The organism is Arthrobacter sp. NPDC093125, from assembly GCF_044754225.1.
Classification (GTDB): Bacteria; Actinomycetota; Actinomycetes; order Actinomycetales; family Micrococcaceae; genus Arthrobacter.
This window is the reverse complement of record NZ_JBIVOQ010000002.1, coordinates 334,651-350,311: the sequence shown is the minus strand read 5'-3', so window position 1 is coordinate 350,311 and position 15,661 is coordinate 334,651. Positions and strand designations below refer to the sequence as shown.

Here is a 15,661-nt window from a genome sequence, read left to right as displayed (position 1 = left end):
TCGGCGCGGCGGTGCGGACGCTGGTTGCCGGACCGGCATGATGACTGAATCAGAGCGCGCCGGCCTGCCCTGAGCGCCCCGCCGGTCAGGTGTGATCTTTGTCGCAGCTGCGCCGGAATCCTTGTTCCGGCGGGGCAATGCGACTAAAAATCTCCCCGGCCGGCATCCTCCGGAGGCAGCACCGGCCAGTCGCCTTCGATGACGGCGGCCGGTTTGGTCTTACGGAGGTATTGCTGGAAGTCCGCCGCCTGGCTGACGGCCCAGTCGACCTGGAGCTGGTGCAGCTGGCTTGCAGGAACCTTCAGCTTGGGGAACTTGCCTGCCATCGCATCCAGCACCCGGAGGGTAGCTAACGCATCGGCAGCGGATGTGTGGGCGTTGTCCAGATTCACGCCGTATTCTTCGCACAGTGCCGTGAGCGTCCGTTTGCCTTTGCGGTACCGGTCCACCTGCTTGTTCATGATGTAGGGATCCAGAACAGGAAACCTGGTGAGCTGGGGAACCCCATAGCGGGCAGACTCGGCGGCCAGGACCGTGAAGTCGTAACTGGCGTTGAAGGCGATCACCGGCACGCCCGAGTCAAAAAGCCCCTGGAGCACCGCAGCGACTTCCCGCGTCACGTCCGCCGCGGGCCTGCCGTTGCTGCGGGCATGTTCTGTCGTGATCCCGTGAATGTCACTTGCCTCGGTTGGAATGTCGACGCCTGGATCCGCCAGCCACTCATGTTCCTGCATGACTTCGCCGGCGCCATCCACGACGGTTATTGACGCAGTCACGATTCTTGCTGCACGGGAATTGCGGCCGGTGGTTTCGAGGTCGAAGGCTGCCCGCGGGAGGGTGTTCCAGGTGCTCATGGCTTCACGCTATCCGTTGGCACCGACAGTTTTGGGCACCCGCTGCGCGTGTCCAGCCGATGTGACAGAGCACGGCGCCTCAGGGTGATGCCGGGCCGCGCCGGTGCCCGCCGCGTGGCGCCGGCCGATAGTCTGAAGCAATGCGGGTGGAGTATGTCGAGGCGGTGCTCGAGGTGGTGGACCGCATCCCGGCCGGTTCGGTGCTGTCCTACGGGGACGTCGCAGACCTGCTGGGTGCCGGAGGGGCACGGCAAGTGGGTACGGCCATGAGCCGCCACGGAAGCGCGGTTCCCTGGTGGCGTGTCCTCCGGGCCGGCGGCCACGCACCGAAAGGGCTCGAAGCGGAAGCCCTGACGCACTATCTTCAGGAAGGAACGCCGTTGCGAGGGGACTACCTGCGGTTCGCCGGAATGGGCGAGGGCAGGTGGCGCGTAGACTTGACGGCTGCCCGCTGGCTGCCCTCAGAGGAAGACTTGGACGCGTTGGACTCGATTGCTGAGCACCTGGAGACGTCGCTGCGTAAATTGTCAGTGGCAAATGATGGAATAACTGAGTGACCGCAACTACCCAGCAAACCGCACCGCTGTTCTCTGAGACCGGGGTGCCCGGGGAGTCCCCCGCAGCCGGCCAGGTGCTGCCGGGGGCAGGTCTCCGGCTTTTGCCGCCCCGCCAGGTTCACAGCGCTGTTCCCCTCCTGTCAGCTGACCAGCTCGCCGCGGTAGAAGTACCACGGGGCACCGGCCCCGTGCTGGTACCCGGAGCGCCGGGCACCGGTAAATCCACCGTCCTGGTCGAGGCAGCCGTCCATCGCGTCGAGACTGCCGGCGTAGACCCGGAGAGGATCCTGATCCTTGCTCCGGGACGCTTGGCCGCCGACGCTTTGCGCGACCGGTTCACTGCACGCCTGAACCGCAGCCTGAGCACCACGCCCGCCCGGACGTGGGCCTCCTACGCCTTTGATCTCATCCGCCGCGCAAAAGCGGAAGGCATCCTGCCGTTGCCCCGCGCTCCGCGCCTGCTGTCCGGCCCGGAGCAGGACCTCATCATCAAGGAGCTGCTGGACGGCCATGCACTGCCCGGACTGGGACTGCCGTGGCCAGGGGACCTTGGCGCCGCCCTGCCCACACGTGGCTTCCGGCAGGAAGTGCGGCAGCTGTTTGACCGGATCATTGAATCTGGCCGGACACCCCAGGACCTGTCAAACCTGGGCCATGAATGCGGCCGGCCGGACTGGATCGCAGCCGCTGCGCTGTATGCCGAATACCGCGACGTCCTTGACCTGCGCATGCCGGAGGCCTTTGATCCCGCAGGCATCATCACCGCAGCCCGCCAGCTGTTTCAGGATTCGCCGGACTTCCTGGCGGCGGAACGCGAACGGCTCCAGCTGATCCTCGTTGACGACATCCATGAAGCCAACCCGGCAGTCTTCGAGCTGCTGGCGGACATCGCCGCAGGCAAGGATGCCTTCGTCACCTCCTCACCGGACACCGTGGTTCAAGGATTCCGCGGTGCACGCCCGGACCTCGTGGCCGAACTGCCCCGTCTGCTGGCGGGTGACGGTTCCGAGGAGGTTGCCGAGCGGCCACTCCGGTACGCGCACAGGCAGCACCCTGCGCTGGCGAAGGCCTGGCTGGGAGTCGCCGACCGGATTTCCCTGCGAGCCGGCGGGCAACTCGCCCGTCGCCTCGATGACCCTGCTCTCGACAACCGTGGCCCAGATGACCCTGATCTCGAAACCCGCCAGGGCCCGGATGCAAAGCCTGCTGAGCTGGAGGCGGCCGGGCAGGATCCTGCCGGGCATGATGCCGGACAGCCAGACGCTCCGGCATCCAAGGCCGGCGGGACAGTCGAAGCGCATCTGCTGCCGTCGCCGGTCCACGAGCTGCGGTACGTAGCCCAACGGATTCTGGAAGCCCACATCGCCGGCGGCCGGGACCTTGCCGACATGGCAGTACTCGTCCGCAACGGCGGCCAGCTAAGCCAGCTCCAGCGCTATCTGACCGGGCAGGGTATTCCGGTACGGATCCCGGTGGCAGAGTCCGCCGTGCGGGACGAGGTTGCCGTGCGGCCGCTGCTCGATGCGTACGCGATCGCCCTTGACCCGGCCCTGCTGAACCCGGAATCCGCAGTGTCGCTGCTGACTTCACGGATCGGAGGAGCCACGTCCCTCGAACTGCGCAGGCTCCGCCAGTCCCTCCGCCGGGAGGAGATCCTTGGCGGCGGGGGGCGTTCAAGTGATTCCCTGCTAGTGGAAGCCCTGACGGAGCCCGGCGCGCTTGCGGTCCTCGGAATCGAGGGACGCTCGGCACGGCGGGTCGCCCGGATGATTGAGGCGGGACGGCGTGCTGCTGCCGAGCCCGGAGCGAACGCCGAGACTGTGCTGTGGGCGCTGTGGAACTCCACAGGCCTGGCAGGGACCTGGACGGCTGCGGCACTGGCCGGCGGGCTTGTAGGGGCGCGGGCTGACCGCGATCTTGACGCGATGATGGCGCTCTTTCACACCGCGGAGCGCTACGTCGACCAGATGCCGGGTTCCAGCCCCGAACAGTTCCTTGAATACCTGCTCAACCAGGAGCTGCCCATGGACACCCTGGCGGCGCGGGCGCAGGTAGATGACGCCGTGGAACTCATGACTCCGGCCAGCGCTGCAGGCCGGGAATGGCCGCTGGTCATCGTCGCAGGACTCCAGGAAGGAGTGTGGCCGAACACGCGCCTGCGCGGCGAACTGCTCGGGAGTACGCTATTCGCAGACGCTGTTGAGCATGGAGTGGAGTACGCCCTCCAGCTCGGCCCGCTGAGCCGGCTTCGTGAAATCAGATACGACGAACTACGCAGTTTCTCAACCGCAGTGTCGCGGGCGAAGGACGTGCTGATCTGCACTGCCGTCGCCTCAGAGGACGAGCAACCGTCCTCATTCCTGGATTACGTGGCACCGCTCCAGCCGGGCCAGGACTCCAGAGGCTTCACACCCGTTGAGCGGCCGCTGACGCTCCGCGCCCTCGTCGCGGAGCTGCGCCAGTACGCCCAGCTCGATGGCAGGTTTGCAGAAGAAGCAGACGAGGCCGTCAGCGTCCTTGCCCGCCTTGCCACGGCGGACCCTCCGGTTCCCGGAGCGCACCCTCATTCCTGGTGGGGACTGGCGCCCTTGACGTCAGCGGAACGCATCGTGCCGCCCGGCGGGACCGTCTTCGTCTCGCCCTCGAAGGTGGAGTCCGTCCAAAAGTCACCGCTGGACTGGTTTATCCAGGCTGCCGGCGGTGAGGCAGCCACCGACTTCGCCAGAAGCCTCGGCACGCTGGTGCATTCCATCGCGCAGGATATCCCCGACGGTTCGGGGGCCGAGTACCTCGCCGAGCTCGTCCGGCGCTGGCCCGCCCTGGGCATGAAGGACAACTGGGAAGGCAAACTGGACTTCCAGCGGGCTGAATCCATGGTCCGCAAACTCGCCCAGTACATCCTGGTGATGCGCAGCGAAGGCAGACGGCTCGTCGGCGTGGAACAGGACTTCGAAGTGCAGCTGACGCAGGCGCCAGAGTCCGGCCCCGTTGCCGACCCTGCGGCCGGCGCCGCAGCCGGTTCCGAAGCAGAACAGGACACTCGGACCGCCGTCCTGCGCGGCCAGGTGGACCGGCTGGAGATCGACTCCCACGGACGGCTGGTGATCGTTGACCTCAAGACGGGCAAGCGGCAACCGGGGAAAGCCGAGCTCGGCCGGCACCCGCAGCTCGGGGCGTACCAGGCTGCAGTCCTGGCAGGAGGATTCGAAGGACCGGGCATACCCGCCCACACGGAGCCGGGCGGCGCCGTGCTGGCGCAGCTGGGCACCACCGCCAAGAGCCCCGGTATCCAGCAGCAGGAACCCCTCGAAGCCGCGGACAACTGGGCGATGGACCTCGTGAAGGACGCTTCCCGGGTCATGTCCGGGAGCGAATTCGAAGCCCGGCATGATCCATCCAAAGCCGGATTCGGCGGTCACGGCTGCCGTCTGCCGGAGGTTTGCCCGCTGTGTGCACGGGGAAAGCAGGTTACAGAATGAGCGCAACACACGACCTCCCAGAGCCCAATCTCCCCGCGCCGGCATTCAGTCCCGAGGAACTGTCCGCCCTCCTGGGGGAGAAGCATCTTCCCACTGCGGAACAATCCGCCATCATCTCCTCGCCGCTGACCCCCAGGCTGGTCATCGCCGGTGCGGGATCAGGCAAGACCGCCACGATGGCCGACCGTGTCGTCTGGCTGGTCGCCAACGGCTGGGTCAGGCCTGAAGAGATCCTGGGTGTGACGTTTACGCGGAAGGCAGCCGGCGAACTGGCCAGCCGCATCCGGGCCAAGCTCAATGCCCTGCAGCGCATCGCTGCTGCCGACGCAGGACACGCGGTCTTCCCTGCCGGGCTTCTCAGCACTGATGCGCTGGAGCCGAAGGTGTCCACCTATCACTCGTTCGCCAGCGGTATCGTTTCCGATTACGGCCTCCGGCTGGGCATCGAACGCGACGTCGTCCTGCTGGGGGGCGCACAGGCCTGGCAGCTGGCAAGTGAAGTCGTCGAAGCATACGACGGCGAGTACACCCACTTCCGGGTGGCAAAGTCCACGCTCGTCAAAGCGGTCATCCAGCTGGCCGGGGAGTGCGCGGAGCACCTGCGGGAGCCTGCCGAGGTCCAGGACTGGCTGGTGGAGCGGCTGGCCACCTATGAGGGCCTGCCGTATGTGGCCGGGGCTAAGAAAAACTCCACGCAGGCCGCGGCCGAGCTCGCCGGGATGCTGCGGACGAGGGCCAGCGTGGCTGATCTTGTGGGCCGCTACGCCGACGCAAAGCGTGCCCGGGGAGCGCTGGATTTCGGCGATCTCGTCGCCTTGGCCGCGAAGGTGGCCCGGGAGGTGCCGCTCGCGGCCGACATGGAGCGCCAGCGCTACAGGGTGGTGCTGCTGGATGAATTCCAGGACACCTCGCACGCGCAGTTGGTGCTGTTCTCCAGGCTGTTTGGTGAGGGGCATGCGGTAACTGCGGTGGGCGATCCGAACCAGTCCATTTACGGCTTCCGTGGAGCCTCGGCTGGCCAGCTGTTCCATTTCGTCAGGGAGTTCCCGGTCCGAGTCGAGGAACCGCACACGGGAACTGCCACGTTCAAGCCTGCCCCCGTCTCCTACCTGACCACGGCGTGGCGGAATGGGCAGAACATTCTCGCGGCGGCGAACCTCATCGCGGCGCCGCTGAATGCCGCCGCCTCCGCAGCCGGGCCCGCCGGCGAACGCGCCTCTGCGGCCGCTGTTGAAGTGCCCTCCCTGCAGCCGAGCCCCGCCGCAGTCCAGGGGCGGGTGGTCATGGGACGGTTCGCCACGGATGAAGATGAAGCGGCGGCGATCGCCCGGGACGTGCTCAGGTTCCGGGTAACGGATTTCGAGATGCAAGCTGCCGCTACGCCTGTGCCACCGGCCATGGCCGTGCTGTGCCGCCGCCGCGCCCAAATGGAATGCATCAGGCGGGAGTTCGAAGCCAACGGCATTCCCTACGAAATTGTTGGGTTAGGCGGTCTGCTGGATACTCCGGAAATCGTCGATCTTGTTTCGACGCTTCGTGTCCTTGCTGATCCTGGCCGATCAGATTCCCTCATGAGGTTGCTGGCAGGGGCGAGGTGGCGGATCGGCCCCGCAGACCTCATGGCCTTCCGCGACTGGTCGTCCTATCTTGCACGCCGGCGGGCCCACAATGCGGCCGATGCTGCCGTTGCTGATGAAAGTGCTGAATCGGCCGATGTGGTCATCGAAGGGGACCTGACTGATGGGGCCAGCCTCGTGGAAGCCCTCGACTGGCTGCCCAGGGAGGGGTGGATGTCGGCGCACGGACGGTCGCTGACGCCAGCGGCGCTGGAACGCCTGCATCAGCTCGCCACGGAACTCCGGCACCTCCGGGGGCTGCTGGGCGATGATCTGACCACACTCCTGGGCGAAGTCGAGCGAGCCATGCTTTTGGATATTGAGGTCGCTGCCCGGCCAGGGATCAGCATCCACCAGGCACGGCGCAATCTGGACGCCTTTCAGGACGCCGCTGCCGGGTTTCTCCAGACTGCCCAGCGCGTGGACGTCCTGGCCTTCCTCGCCTGGCTCGAAGCAGCAGCGGCTGAGGAGGGCGGCCTTGAAGTGCCGCCGCCTGATGTTAACCACGAAGCCGTCCAGCTGCTGACCGTGCATGCCTCGAAGGGACTCGAGTGGGACGTGGTCTTTGTGCCCGGACTGAATGCGGGCGCCTTTCCGAGCAGCCGCGACTCCCGCTGGAGCAGCGGATCGGCCGCCCTGCCGTGGCCCCTGCGCGGTGACCGGGCCGACCTGCCCCAATGGGATCTGGACCAGCCGGACCAGAAAGGATGGCTCGACGCCGAAAAGGACTTCAAGGCCGACGTCCAGGCCCACGGGGAGGCTGAAGAACGGCGTCTTGCCTACGTGGCTTACACGAGGGCCAAACACGTGCTGTGGGTTTCCAGCGCAGCCTGGGTCGGCGGCCGCGGCAGCTTGGCGGAGATGTCGCCATTCCTGGCCGAGCTGGAACGCCTGGCCGGGGCAGGTGAGGCCCCTGGCCTCCCCACCCCGGACGGCGGAACAGTAGCCCGGATCCATCCGGACTCGGTGGCCGAGGAAGCGCTGCCGGAAGCCAGTCCGCTGACCAAGGATCTCGAGGTTGCCTCCTGGCCTTACGACCCCCTGGAGGGGCCGGTTGACCCCCGGACCGGGAACAGGCTGCGGCTTGTGCCGGGAAGGCGGGCAGCCATGGATCAGGCAGCCGGAAAGCTCCTGGAAGAAATCGGGCGCCAGCGCCACGCTGCGGTCCAAAGCGGTGCAATCCAGGCCGACGCAGCCCCTGGCGTTTCCCTCCACGGTGACGCCGTCCACGGCGGTGACATGCAGCCTGCAGCCGGAGTAGAGCCGGGAAGCGGAGACAACCGGACACTTCGCCCCTTTGCCGCCAGATGGGCGGGGGAGGCAGCATTGCTGCTCGAGCGCCGCGGCCGCAGGGCCCGCAGCCGTGACGTGCACCTGCCAGGGCACATTTCCGCCTCCACCCTGGTTTCCCTTGACGAAGACCCAGCGGCCGTTGTGCAGCGGCTCAGGCGGCCTGTCCCGCGGGAACCCGGCATGTCCGCCCGGAAGGGCACCGTCTTCCATGCCTGGGTGGAGGAATACTACGGATCAGCGGGGATGCTCGACCTTGACGAGGCTCCGGGATCTGACGACCACATAGATGAGGCGTATGGCCTTGACGATATGGTCGCCACCTTCAGGGCATCGGAATGGGCCCACCGCTCGCCCGCGCACGTTGAAGTGCCTGTCGAAACGCGCGTCGGTGATGTCGTGGTCCGGGGCCGCATCGACGCAGTTTTCCGGGACGCCGACGGCGGCTGGGACCTCGTTGACTGGAAGACCGGCCGCAAGCCCTCAGCGCGGCAGCTGAAGACGAAGAGTGTCCAGCTCGCGGTGTACCGGCTTGCCTGGGCGAGACTCAAGGGCGTTCCGCTCGACAACGTCCGGGCGGCCTTCTACTATGTGGCGGACAACCAGGTCGTGAGGCCACACGATCTGGCTTCGGGCGAAGAGCTCGAGGCCATTGTGACGGCCGCCCTGGCACGTCCGGAGCACCAGATGCATCCGAAGTCCTGAAGGGGGCTTGCTGCCTAGTGTGCTTTGGCGTCAATAATCGTGAGTGCGGTTGTGGACGTGTCATCGGGCGAAAGCCCAGGCTCGGACTGCACTTTGCTGTCCTCGACAGCGTTTCTGTCCTCAACCCCGTTGCCGTCCTGACCAGCAACGCCGTCCTGGACGCCAGTCCCGCGCTGCCCGTCAGGGGAGTGCTCTACGACGGTGCTGCCGTGGGCAGCGCCGTAGCCTGCCTGCCCCGCAGGGGTGCCGCCGTCGGCGTCGGTCTCCCGATCGCCGTCGCTGTCCCGGCCCGTGGGCACGGCATTCTCGTGCGCATTCGCCGTGCTGTCCGGCCGGCTGCCTGCAGGCCCGCCAGCGTCCTCGGTGGGGATCGGCATGACATGCACCGCCGGCATCTGCTCTGAAACGTCAGTGGCAGCGGGCACGGGAATGAGGCCGGGGGAGGCAGCAGGGGCCGCGTTCGCGGCGGGGGCTACCGCAGCCGCCGGAGGCAGGGGCGGCGCCGCCGGCTGCGGCAGGGGTTCCACGCTGATGGGCTGCCCGCCGTGCTCGGCAATATCGTCCGCCAGCGCGGCGAGCATCTCTTTAGCCTCCGAGACCATCTCGCGGTCATCAGTGGCAATTCCCTTGACGAGGTACTGCGCCAGGGCGAATTCAGCAGAAAGTGCTGCCCGCCGCAGCAGGTGGCTGTCCGGAACGTCACGCCGCTGCTCCGTGTAGTGGCGCACCACCGCATCGACGAAATCCTGCTCATTGGACGCGACCAGCCAGGCCAGATCGTCGGCGGGATCGCCGATCCTGAGGTCAGTCCAGCCGGTGACGGCTGTCACCCGGTTCCCGTCAATGAGGAGATTGTCTTCGTGCAGGTCGCCGTGGACCACGCAGGGATTGAACCGCCACAGCGACACGTCCTCCATGGCGTGTTCCCAGCGCCGCAGGAGCAGCGAGGGAATCTTGCCCGTGGTGGCAGCCATGTCCAGCTCATTGAGCCTGCGCTGCCGGAATTCGTTGGGCGTGTAGCTGGGCAGATCCGCGTTGCTCACCAGTGCGCGCGGAAGATCATGGATGGCGGCCAGCGCCGTGCCGATCTCCTTGGCCAGTTCCTGGGAGCCTGATGTGAGCTCTTCCACCGAGCGCGTGGCACCCACCAGGTGTGAATACACAAACGTCGTCAGGTGTTTCTGACGCACCGTTCCCGCCACCGTCGGCATCAGGAAAGGAAGCTCGGCACGGATGGCCGGGGAAAACGCGCGCAGAACCAGGAACTCCGTCTCCAGCCGGGTGCTGGCTTCTGCGTGGCGGGGGGACCTGACCCGCCAGCGCTTGCCTTCGGAATCGAGGAGGAGGGCCGAGTCGAAGTCCGCCGGGTCGTCCGGGGCGGAACTTACTGCGGTGGGGCTCAGTCCGGGGACTGCCGCGGTTGCCACAGCTGCCAATTCGATCGGTTCTCTTCTCACGCTTCCCACGGTAGATTGACTCCCCTCCAAGAGGGCGGTGTGTCCCCGGCGAGTCTCGAGATCCGGCCGAAATAACGGTGTGCCGCCGCGCGACGGATTCCTGCCCCCTGCACCGCGGCGGCACCGTGGAACAGGCCGCGGAAATGTGAATTGTCACCCCGAGTCAGTACGGTGGATACATGAGTCATGCGGAGGCCGCTGCGCCGGTCATTAAGCCAGCGGTCGCGGGCGCTGAAAATCAACTGTCCACGGCTGTGGCGGCCAACCACCTCTTTGACACGGTGCTTCCGGTGCCTCCCGCCCTGGTAAACCGCGGATCCATGGAACGGATGAAGCCAGGGCTGGTGGACAGGCTTCTCACTGCCGGCGGTGCACGCGCCATGGTGCTTTCCGGCCGGCAGGCCCTGATCCATGACGGCTCCCTTGTTCTGGCTGACGCCACGCAGCTTCAGGAGCGGCTGCGGGAGGCAGGATCGGACCCGTCACTCGTCGTCTACCTGGGCACAGCGCTCGATTCCAGCGCCCTTCCCGCCGGCACTGAACTCCTGCTGTTCATCCTCCCGGCGCAGGTGCAGCCCGCAGCTGCAGGCCTGCCCGCCGGAGCGTCCTGGGAGGGGTTCAGGGACGTCGCAGCCGGGCTGGACGCCACCCACACCGCGCTTTTTGTTGAGGCAAGCGCCATCGCCAACTGGCACGCCACCCATACGCACTGCCCCCGTTGTGGTACCCCCACCGACGTCGAGGCGGGAGGCTGGGTCAGGCGCTGCCCTGCTGACGATTCCGAACACTACCCCCGCACCGATCCCGCCATCATCGTCACCGTGGTCGGACCGGACGGCCGCCTGCTGTTAGGCGGCGGCGGGCCGGCAGACGCCAAGAACTACTCCACGCTGGCAGGTTTTGTCGAGCCGGGGGAGTCCCTCGAACAGGCTGTGGTCCGCGAAATCCAGGAGGAAGTGGGGGTGCGGGTCAGGGCATGCCAGTATCTCGGTTCCCAGTCCTGGCCGTTCCCCGCCTCGCTGATGCTCGGCTTCACCGCCGTCACGGATGATGCCGAGGCAAAGCCCGACGGCGTCGAAGTCACCCGGGCGCGCTGGTTCAGCCGGGAGGAACTCCAGGCCGCTGTGCTGAGCGGGGAGATCGTCATTTCCACGCGGCTGTCCATCGCCCGGTCCCTCATTGAACACTGGTACGGCGGGATCATCCAGGACCGGCCGGCCGATGAGTAAGGCTGCGCACGGGGAGAAAGGGGCCGGGCGCCCGTTTCTTTCCGGGCCGGTCCCGCAGCACACCATTCATCCTTTCGACTAAGCAGCAGAAGTGACTACAGAAATTCCTGACGGCAATGCGTCCCTGGAAGACCGCATCCTGGGCGGCCTCGATGCTGAGCAGCGTGAGGTGGCCAGCACACTCACCGGTCCCTTGTGCGTCCTGGCCGGTGCCGGAACCGGAAAGACCCGGGCCATCACGCACCGGATCGCGTACGGAGTGCACTCGGGGGTCTACTCCCCGCAGCGGCTGCTTGCCGTGACCTTCACCGCGCGGGCGGCAGCGGAAATGCGCAGCAGGCTGCGCGACCTGGGAGTCGGCAACGTCCAGGCCCGGACCTTCCACGCCGCGGCACTGCGCCAGCTTCAATTTTTCTGGCCGCAGGCGGTGGGCGGGTCGCTCCCGAACCTGCTGGACCACAAGGCTCCGATGATCGCCGAGGCCGCCCGCCGGCTCCGGCTCAGCACCGACCGGGCTTCCATCCGGGACCTTGCCTCCGAGATTGAATGGGCCAAGGTATCCATGCTGACCCCGGCCAACTATCTGGAAAACGCGCAGGACAGGGGAAACCCCGGCGGGTTTGACCTCACGGCAGTGTCCCGGGTGTTCCAGGCGTATGAGGACGTCAAAACTGACCGGAACGTCATCGACTTCGAAGACGTCCTCCTGATCACTGTCGGAATCCTGCAGGAGGATCCCAAAGTGGCAGCCACTGTGCGTGAGCAGTACCGGCACTTCGTGGTGGACGAATACCAGGACGTCTCGCCGCTGCAGCAGCGGCTCCTGGACCTCTGGCTTGGCGGCCGCGACGAGCTCTGCGTGGTGGGCGACGCGAGCCAGACCATTTACTCCTTCACAGGTGCATCGCCCAAGCACCTGCTCGGGTTCAAGGCCCGGTATCCCAACGCGAACGTGGTCAAGCTGATCCGGGATTACCGCTCTACGCCGCAGGTGGTCCAGTTGGCCAACGATCTTCTGGCCGGCCGCCGCAGCGGCGGCCCGGTTGCTGACGCCGCCTGGGCGGCGCCGCTGAAGCTTGTTGCCCAACGGGAGGCGGGGCCCCTGCCGCAGTTCACCGAGTGCTCGGACGATGAAGCCGAGGCGGCCACGGTGGCGCAGAAGATCCGCTCACTGCTCGACGCCGGCGTTCCGGCAAGCGAAATCGCGGTACTGTTCCGCACCAACGGCCAGTCAGAGGCGTACGAACAGGCCCTGGCCTCGGCAGGCATCGGATACCAGCTGCGCGGCGGCGAGCGGTTCTTCGCCCGCAAGGAAGTCCGCGACGCCATTCTCCAGCTGCGGGCCGCCACCCGGGCGGCGGCGGAATCAGCTCCGCAACCACTGGGCCAGCTCGTCCGGGACATCGTGGCATCCCTTGGCTACACGGACTCGGCCCCGCACAGCGGCGGCGCCCTGCGGGAACGTTGGGAGTCCCTGGCGGCGCTCGTGGCGCTGGCGGATGAACTCGTGCTGAACCGCGGCCCGGAGTTCAGCCTCGCCGATTTCGTGAACGAACTGCAGGAACGCTCCCTCGCCCAGCATGCCCCCACCGTGCAGGGTGTGACGCTGGCATCGCTGCACGCTGCGAAGGGCCTGGAGTGGGATGCAGTCTTCCTCGTGGGACTCAGCGAGGGACTGATGCCCATATCCTTTGCGGATTCCCCGGAAGCCGTGGATGAGGAGCGGCGGCTTCTCTACGTGGGCATCACACGGGCCAGGGAGCACCTGGCGCTCTCGTGGTCCACGGCCCGTACCCCCGGAGGCCGGGCCAACCGCAAGCCGTCCCGCTTCCTGGACGGGCTCCGGCCGGATTCGGTGGCAGGGTCTTCCGCCAGGAGCAAGGGACCGGCGCCGCGGCGCAAGGCCGCGGTTCCCGCGTCCTGCAGGGTTTGCGGCAGCATGCTGTCAACCGGCGCCGAACGGAAGGTTGGCCGCTGCAGCCAGTGCCCGCCGACATATGAGGAACAGACGTTCACAGCCCTGCGCGAATGGCGCAAGGACGCTGCCCGGTCCGCCGACGTTCCCGCTTTCGTTGTCTTCACGGACGCCACCCTCACGGCCATCGCCGAGGCCCGGCCCTCCTCCCTGGAAGAGCTCGCCCGGCTGGCGGGTGTCGGCCCCTCCAAGCTGGAAAAGTACGGGGAAGCCGTGCTCGCGGTCCTCCTGGAAAGCAGCACCCACTGATGACGGGGACACAGCCCACAACGCACGACGGCGCGCCCGTCGTCGTCCGGCGCTCCGCGAGGCGCCGCCGCACGGTGGCGGCTTTTTGGGAGAACGGTACCGCCGTCGTCGCGATTCCCGCGCACTTCAGCAGGGCACAGGAAACCGAATGGGTGCGCCGGATGCTCGAAAAGCTGAAGGTGCAAGGGGACCGGCAGGCCAAGAGCGGAAGGCGTCCTGCGACTGACGCGGCGCTCGCCGGCCATGCCGCCGAACTTTCGGCACGTTACCTCGGAGGCAGGGCAGCTCCGACGTCGGTGCGCTGGGTCAGCAACCAGAACTCCCGTTGGGGTTCGGCAACGCCGGCCGACGGGTCCATCCGGCTTTCAGACAAGCTCCGGCCGATGCCGCAATGGGTGATTGACTACGTCCTGCTTCATGAACTGGCGCACCTGTTGGTCGCCGGGCACAACGCCGCCTTCTGGAAGCTGCTGGAGGCCTATCCCGAGACGGAGCGGGCCAAGGCGTTCCTCGAAGGGGTGTCCTTCGCGACTTCGAGGGGTCTGCAGGCCGACCAAGCCGGCCGGGAAGCGGAAGCCGACGGCTATTGAGTCCGCTGGTTGAGCTCGTCGAACCCAGGTTTCGACAAGCTCAACCAGCGGGGGCAGTTCTAGCTCCGGGGAGCGGGGCCCCCGGCTTCGCCGTCTGTCTCTCCCTCTCCGCCGCTGCCTGCCGAGCCAGTGTCCTCACCTGCACCGGCAGCTGCATCGGTGCCGCCTGCGGCAGCCTCATCTTCTGCCGTGCCCGTCTGAGGCGTGTCGAACCCGCCGTCCAGAAGCTTCAGCAGGGCGTCGTCAACTTCGCTGTCACTGGCCTCGGCCAGCTGCCGGCGACCACTGAAACCCTTTGGATCGTCCAGGTCCTCGGCCGTGGGCAGCAGGTCCGGATGCTTCCAGATGGCGTCCCGGCCCTCGATGCCGCGTTCCTGCTTGAGCGAAGCCCACAGGGTCGCCGCTTCCCGCAGCCGGCGGGGACGCAGCTCCAGTCCCACAAGGGAAGCGAACGCGTGCTCGGCAGGACCTCCCGTGGCCCGGCGCCGCCGAACGGTTTCACGGAGCGCGGCAGCGGAGGGAAGGACTTTTTCAGTGGCCGCGGCCGTGAGTTCGTCAACCCAGCCCTCAACAAGGGCCAGCGCGGTTTCCAGCTTTTGGAGGGCCTGCTCCTGTGCCGGGGTCCGCTGGGGCATGAAGACACCCTGGGACAGAGCTTCCTGGATGCCCTCCGGGTTGCTTGGATCGAGGTCGCGGGCAAGCTCTTCGATCCGGGAGGTGTCAATGTGGATGCCCCGGGCGTACGCCTCGATGGCCCCCAGCAAGTGGCCGCGGAGCCAGGGAACCTGGACGAACAGCCGGGCGTGGGCTGCTTCGCGGACCGCCAGGAACAGCCGGATGTCGTTCTCTGGAAGGCCGAGTCCTTCGCCGAACTTCGCCACGTTGCTCGGGAGGAGCGCCATTTCCAGGTCGGCGAGCGGAACGCCGATGTCGGTGGAGCTGACGACGTCAGCGGAGAGCGCACCGATCGCCTGTCCCAGCTGCATGCCGAAGATGGCGCCGCCCATGTTCTGCAGCATGGACGAAGCCCCGCCCATCATTGACTTCATTTCCTCGGGCATTTGCTCCGTCATGGCGGAGGACAGGGCGTTGGCAACGCTGTTGGCCACGGGTTCGGTGAGCCGCTTCCACGTCCCCAGGGTCTCCTCGACCCACTCCGCACGGGACCAGGCCTTGCCGATCAGGCCGGTCGCCGGGAGATCCGTGACCTGGTCCAGCCACAGCTCGGCCAGCCTCAGGGCCTCGTCAACTTCCCGGGACTGCGCGGCCGTGACTGACGGGTCAGAGCTGCTGGCGGCCACCCTGCGGGCATTGTCATGGGCAAGCTTCCAGTTCACGGGGCCCTCGGAAGGGGCGCTCATCATGGCCTGGACCTGCGAGAACATCTGCGCCAGGAGATTGGGGTCGTCAGGCAGGCCGGCGGCCTTGGCCAGCTCCGCGGGGTCGATGTTGCCCATGCCCTTGCCGCCCATGAGGTTCTGCAGCATCTCTGCCAACGGATCCTTCGGATTGTCGTCGCCGTTGGACGGATTAAGTGGGTTGGAGCTCATGATCCCGCCGATCGTCGGTGTGACTAATAATCACCTTCACGCTACCCCTGCGCGTGAGCGGCTGTCTGCCGAAAGACGATCCGTTCGCTGTAGGCAAAGAGCTATCACGG

General features: G+C 66.9%; 8 protein-coding genes and 1 pseudogene. 6 read left to right on the top strand and 3 right to left on the bottom strand.

The features are described 5' to 3' along the window. Positions 1-143: 143 nt before the first annotated feature. A complete protein-coding gene (locus ACIP9X_RS06075; RefSeq protein WP_400478827.1) occupies positions 144-854 on the bottom strand; it encodes a 3'-5' exonuclease in 711 nt (236 codons plus the stop codon). A gap of 140 nt (positions 855-994) precedes the next feature. Between ACIP9X_RS06075 and ACIP9X_RS06070 the strand changes: the two genes are divergently transcribed. The 3 genes from ACIP9X_RS06070 to ACIP9X_RS06060 are packed head-to-tail and all read left to right on the top strand — an operon-like array spanning position 995 to position 8,501. Beyond that, positions 995-1,411 carry an MGMT family protein gene (locus tag ACIP9X_RS06070; RefSeq protein WP_400478826.1) on the top strand — a complete coding sequence of 139 codons (417 nt, stop codon included), beginning with the start codon at positions 995-997 and terminating at the stop codon, positions 1,409-1,411. 44 nt (positions 1,412-1,455) lie between these two features. Continuing rightward, positions 1,456-4,890 carry an ATP-dependent helicase gene (locus ACIP9X_RS06065; RefSeq protein ID WP_400479048.1) on the top strand — a complete coding sequence of 1,145 codons (3,435 nt, stop codon included), beginning with the start codon at positions 1,456-1,458 and terminating at the stop codon, positions 4,888-4,890. After that, positions 4,887-8,501, top strand: coding sequence for an ATP-dependent helicase (locus ACIP9X_RS06060; protein ID WP_400478825.1), 3,615 nt, complete (start codon positions 4,887-4,889; stop codon positions 8,499-8,501). The genes ACIP9X_RS06065 and ACIP9X_RS06060 overlap by 4 nt, the downstream gene beginning before the upstream one ends. A 511-nt stretch (positions 8,502-9,012) precedes the next feature. Here the strand turns inward: ACIP9X_RS06060 and ACIP9X_RS06055 are convergent. Then, positions 9,013-9,958, bottom strand: a pseudogene (locus ACIP9X_RS06055) (macrolide 2'-phosphotransferase); the annotation flags it as partial. Between the two features lie 179 nt (positions 9,959-10,137). On the opposite strand from ACIP9X_RS06055, the gene nudC reads away from it, so the two are divergent. The 3 genes from nudC (at position 10,138) to ACIP9X_RS06040 (ending at position 14,001) form a co-directional block, all read left to right on the top strand. Continuing rightward, a complete protein-coding gene (gene nudC, locus ACIP9X_RS06050; protein WP_400478824.1) occupies positions 10,138-11,187 on the top strand; it encodes an NAD(+) diphosphatase in 1,050 nt (349 codons plus the stop codon). A 91-nt stretch (positions 11,188-11,278) separates the two neighbouring features. Continuing rightward, positions 11,279-13,411: an ATP-dependent DNA helicase UvrD2 gene (locus ACIP9X_RS06045; protein ID WP_400478823.1), complete on the top strand. Its 2,133-nt coding sequence runs from the start codon at positions 11,279-11,281 to the stop codon at positions 13,409-13,411. Further along, positions 13,411-14,001, top strand: a complete 591-nt coding sequence (locus ACIP9X_RS06040) for a M48 family metallopeptidase (protein WP_400478822.1) — start codon at positions 13,411-13,413, stop codon at positions 13,999-14,001. Before ACIP9X_RS06045 ends, ACIP9X_RS06040 begins: the two co-directional genes overlap by 1 nt. Positions 14,002-14,060: 59 nt before the next feature. Here ACIP9X_RS06040 and ACIP9X_RS06035 read toward each other — a convergent pair whose 3' ends face one another. Then, complete coding sequence (locus tag ACIP9X_RS06035) at positions 14,061-15,551, bottom strand: zinc-dependent metalloprotease (RefSeq protein WP_400478821.1); 1,491 nt, start codon at positions 15,549-15,551, stop codon at positions 14,061-14,063. Positions 15,552-15,661: the final 110 nt, after the last annotated feature.

Excerpts from the sequence above, each read along its gene's own strand:
- ACIP9X_RS06075 (WP_400478827.1), bottom strand. The coding sequence starts at position 854 with ATGAGCACCTGGAACACCCTCCCGCGGGCAGCCTTCGACCTCGAAACC.
- ACIP9X_RS06070 (WP_400478826.1), top strand. The coding sequence starts at position 995 with ATGCGGGTGGAGTATGTCGAGGCGGTGCTCGAGGTGGTGGACCGCATC.
- ACIP9X_RS06060 (WP_400478825.1), top strand. The coding sequence starts at position 4,887 with ATGAGCGCAACACACGACCTCCCAGAGCCCAATCTCCCCGCGCCGGCA.
- nudC (WP_400478824.1), top strand. The coding sequence starts at position 10,138 with ATGAGTCATGCGGAGGCCGCTGCGCCGGTCATTAAGCCAGCGGTCGCG.
- ACIP9X_RS06040 (WP_400478822.1), top strand. The coding sequence starts at position 13,411 with ATGACGGGGACACAGCCCACAACGCACGACGGCGCGCCCGTCGTCGTC.
- ACIP9X_RS06035 (WP_400478821.1), bottom strand. The coding sequence starts at position 15,551 with ATGAGCTCCAACCCACTTAATCCGTCCAACGGCGACGACAATCCGAAG.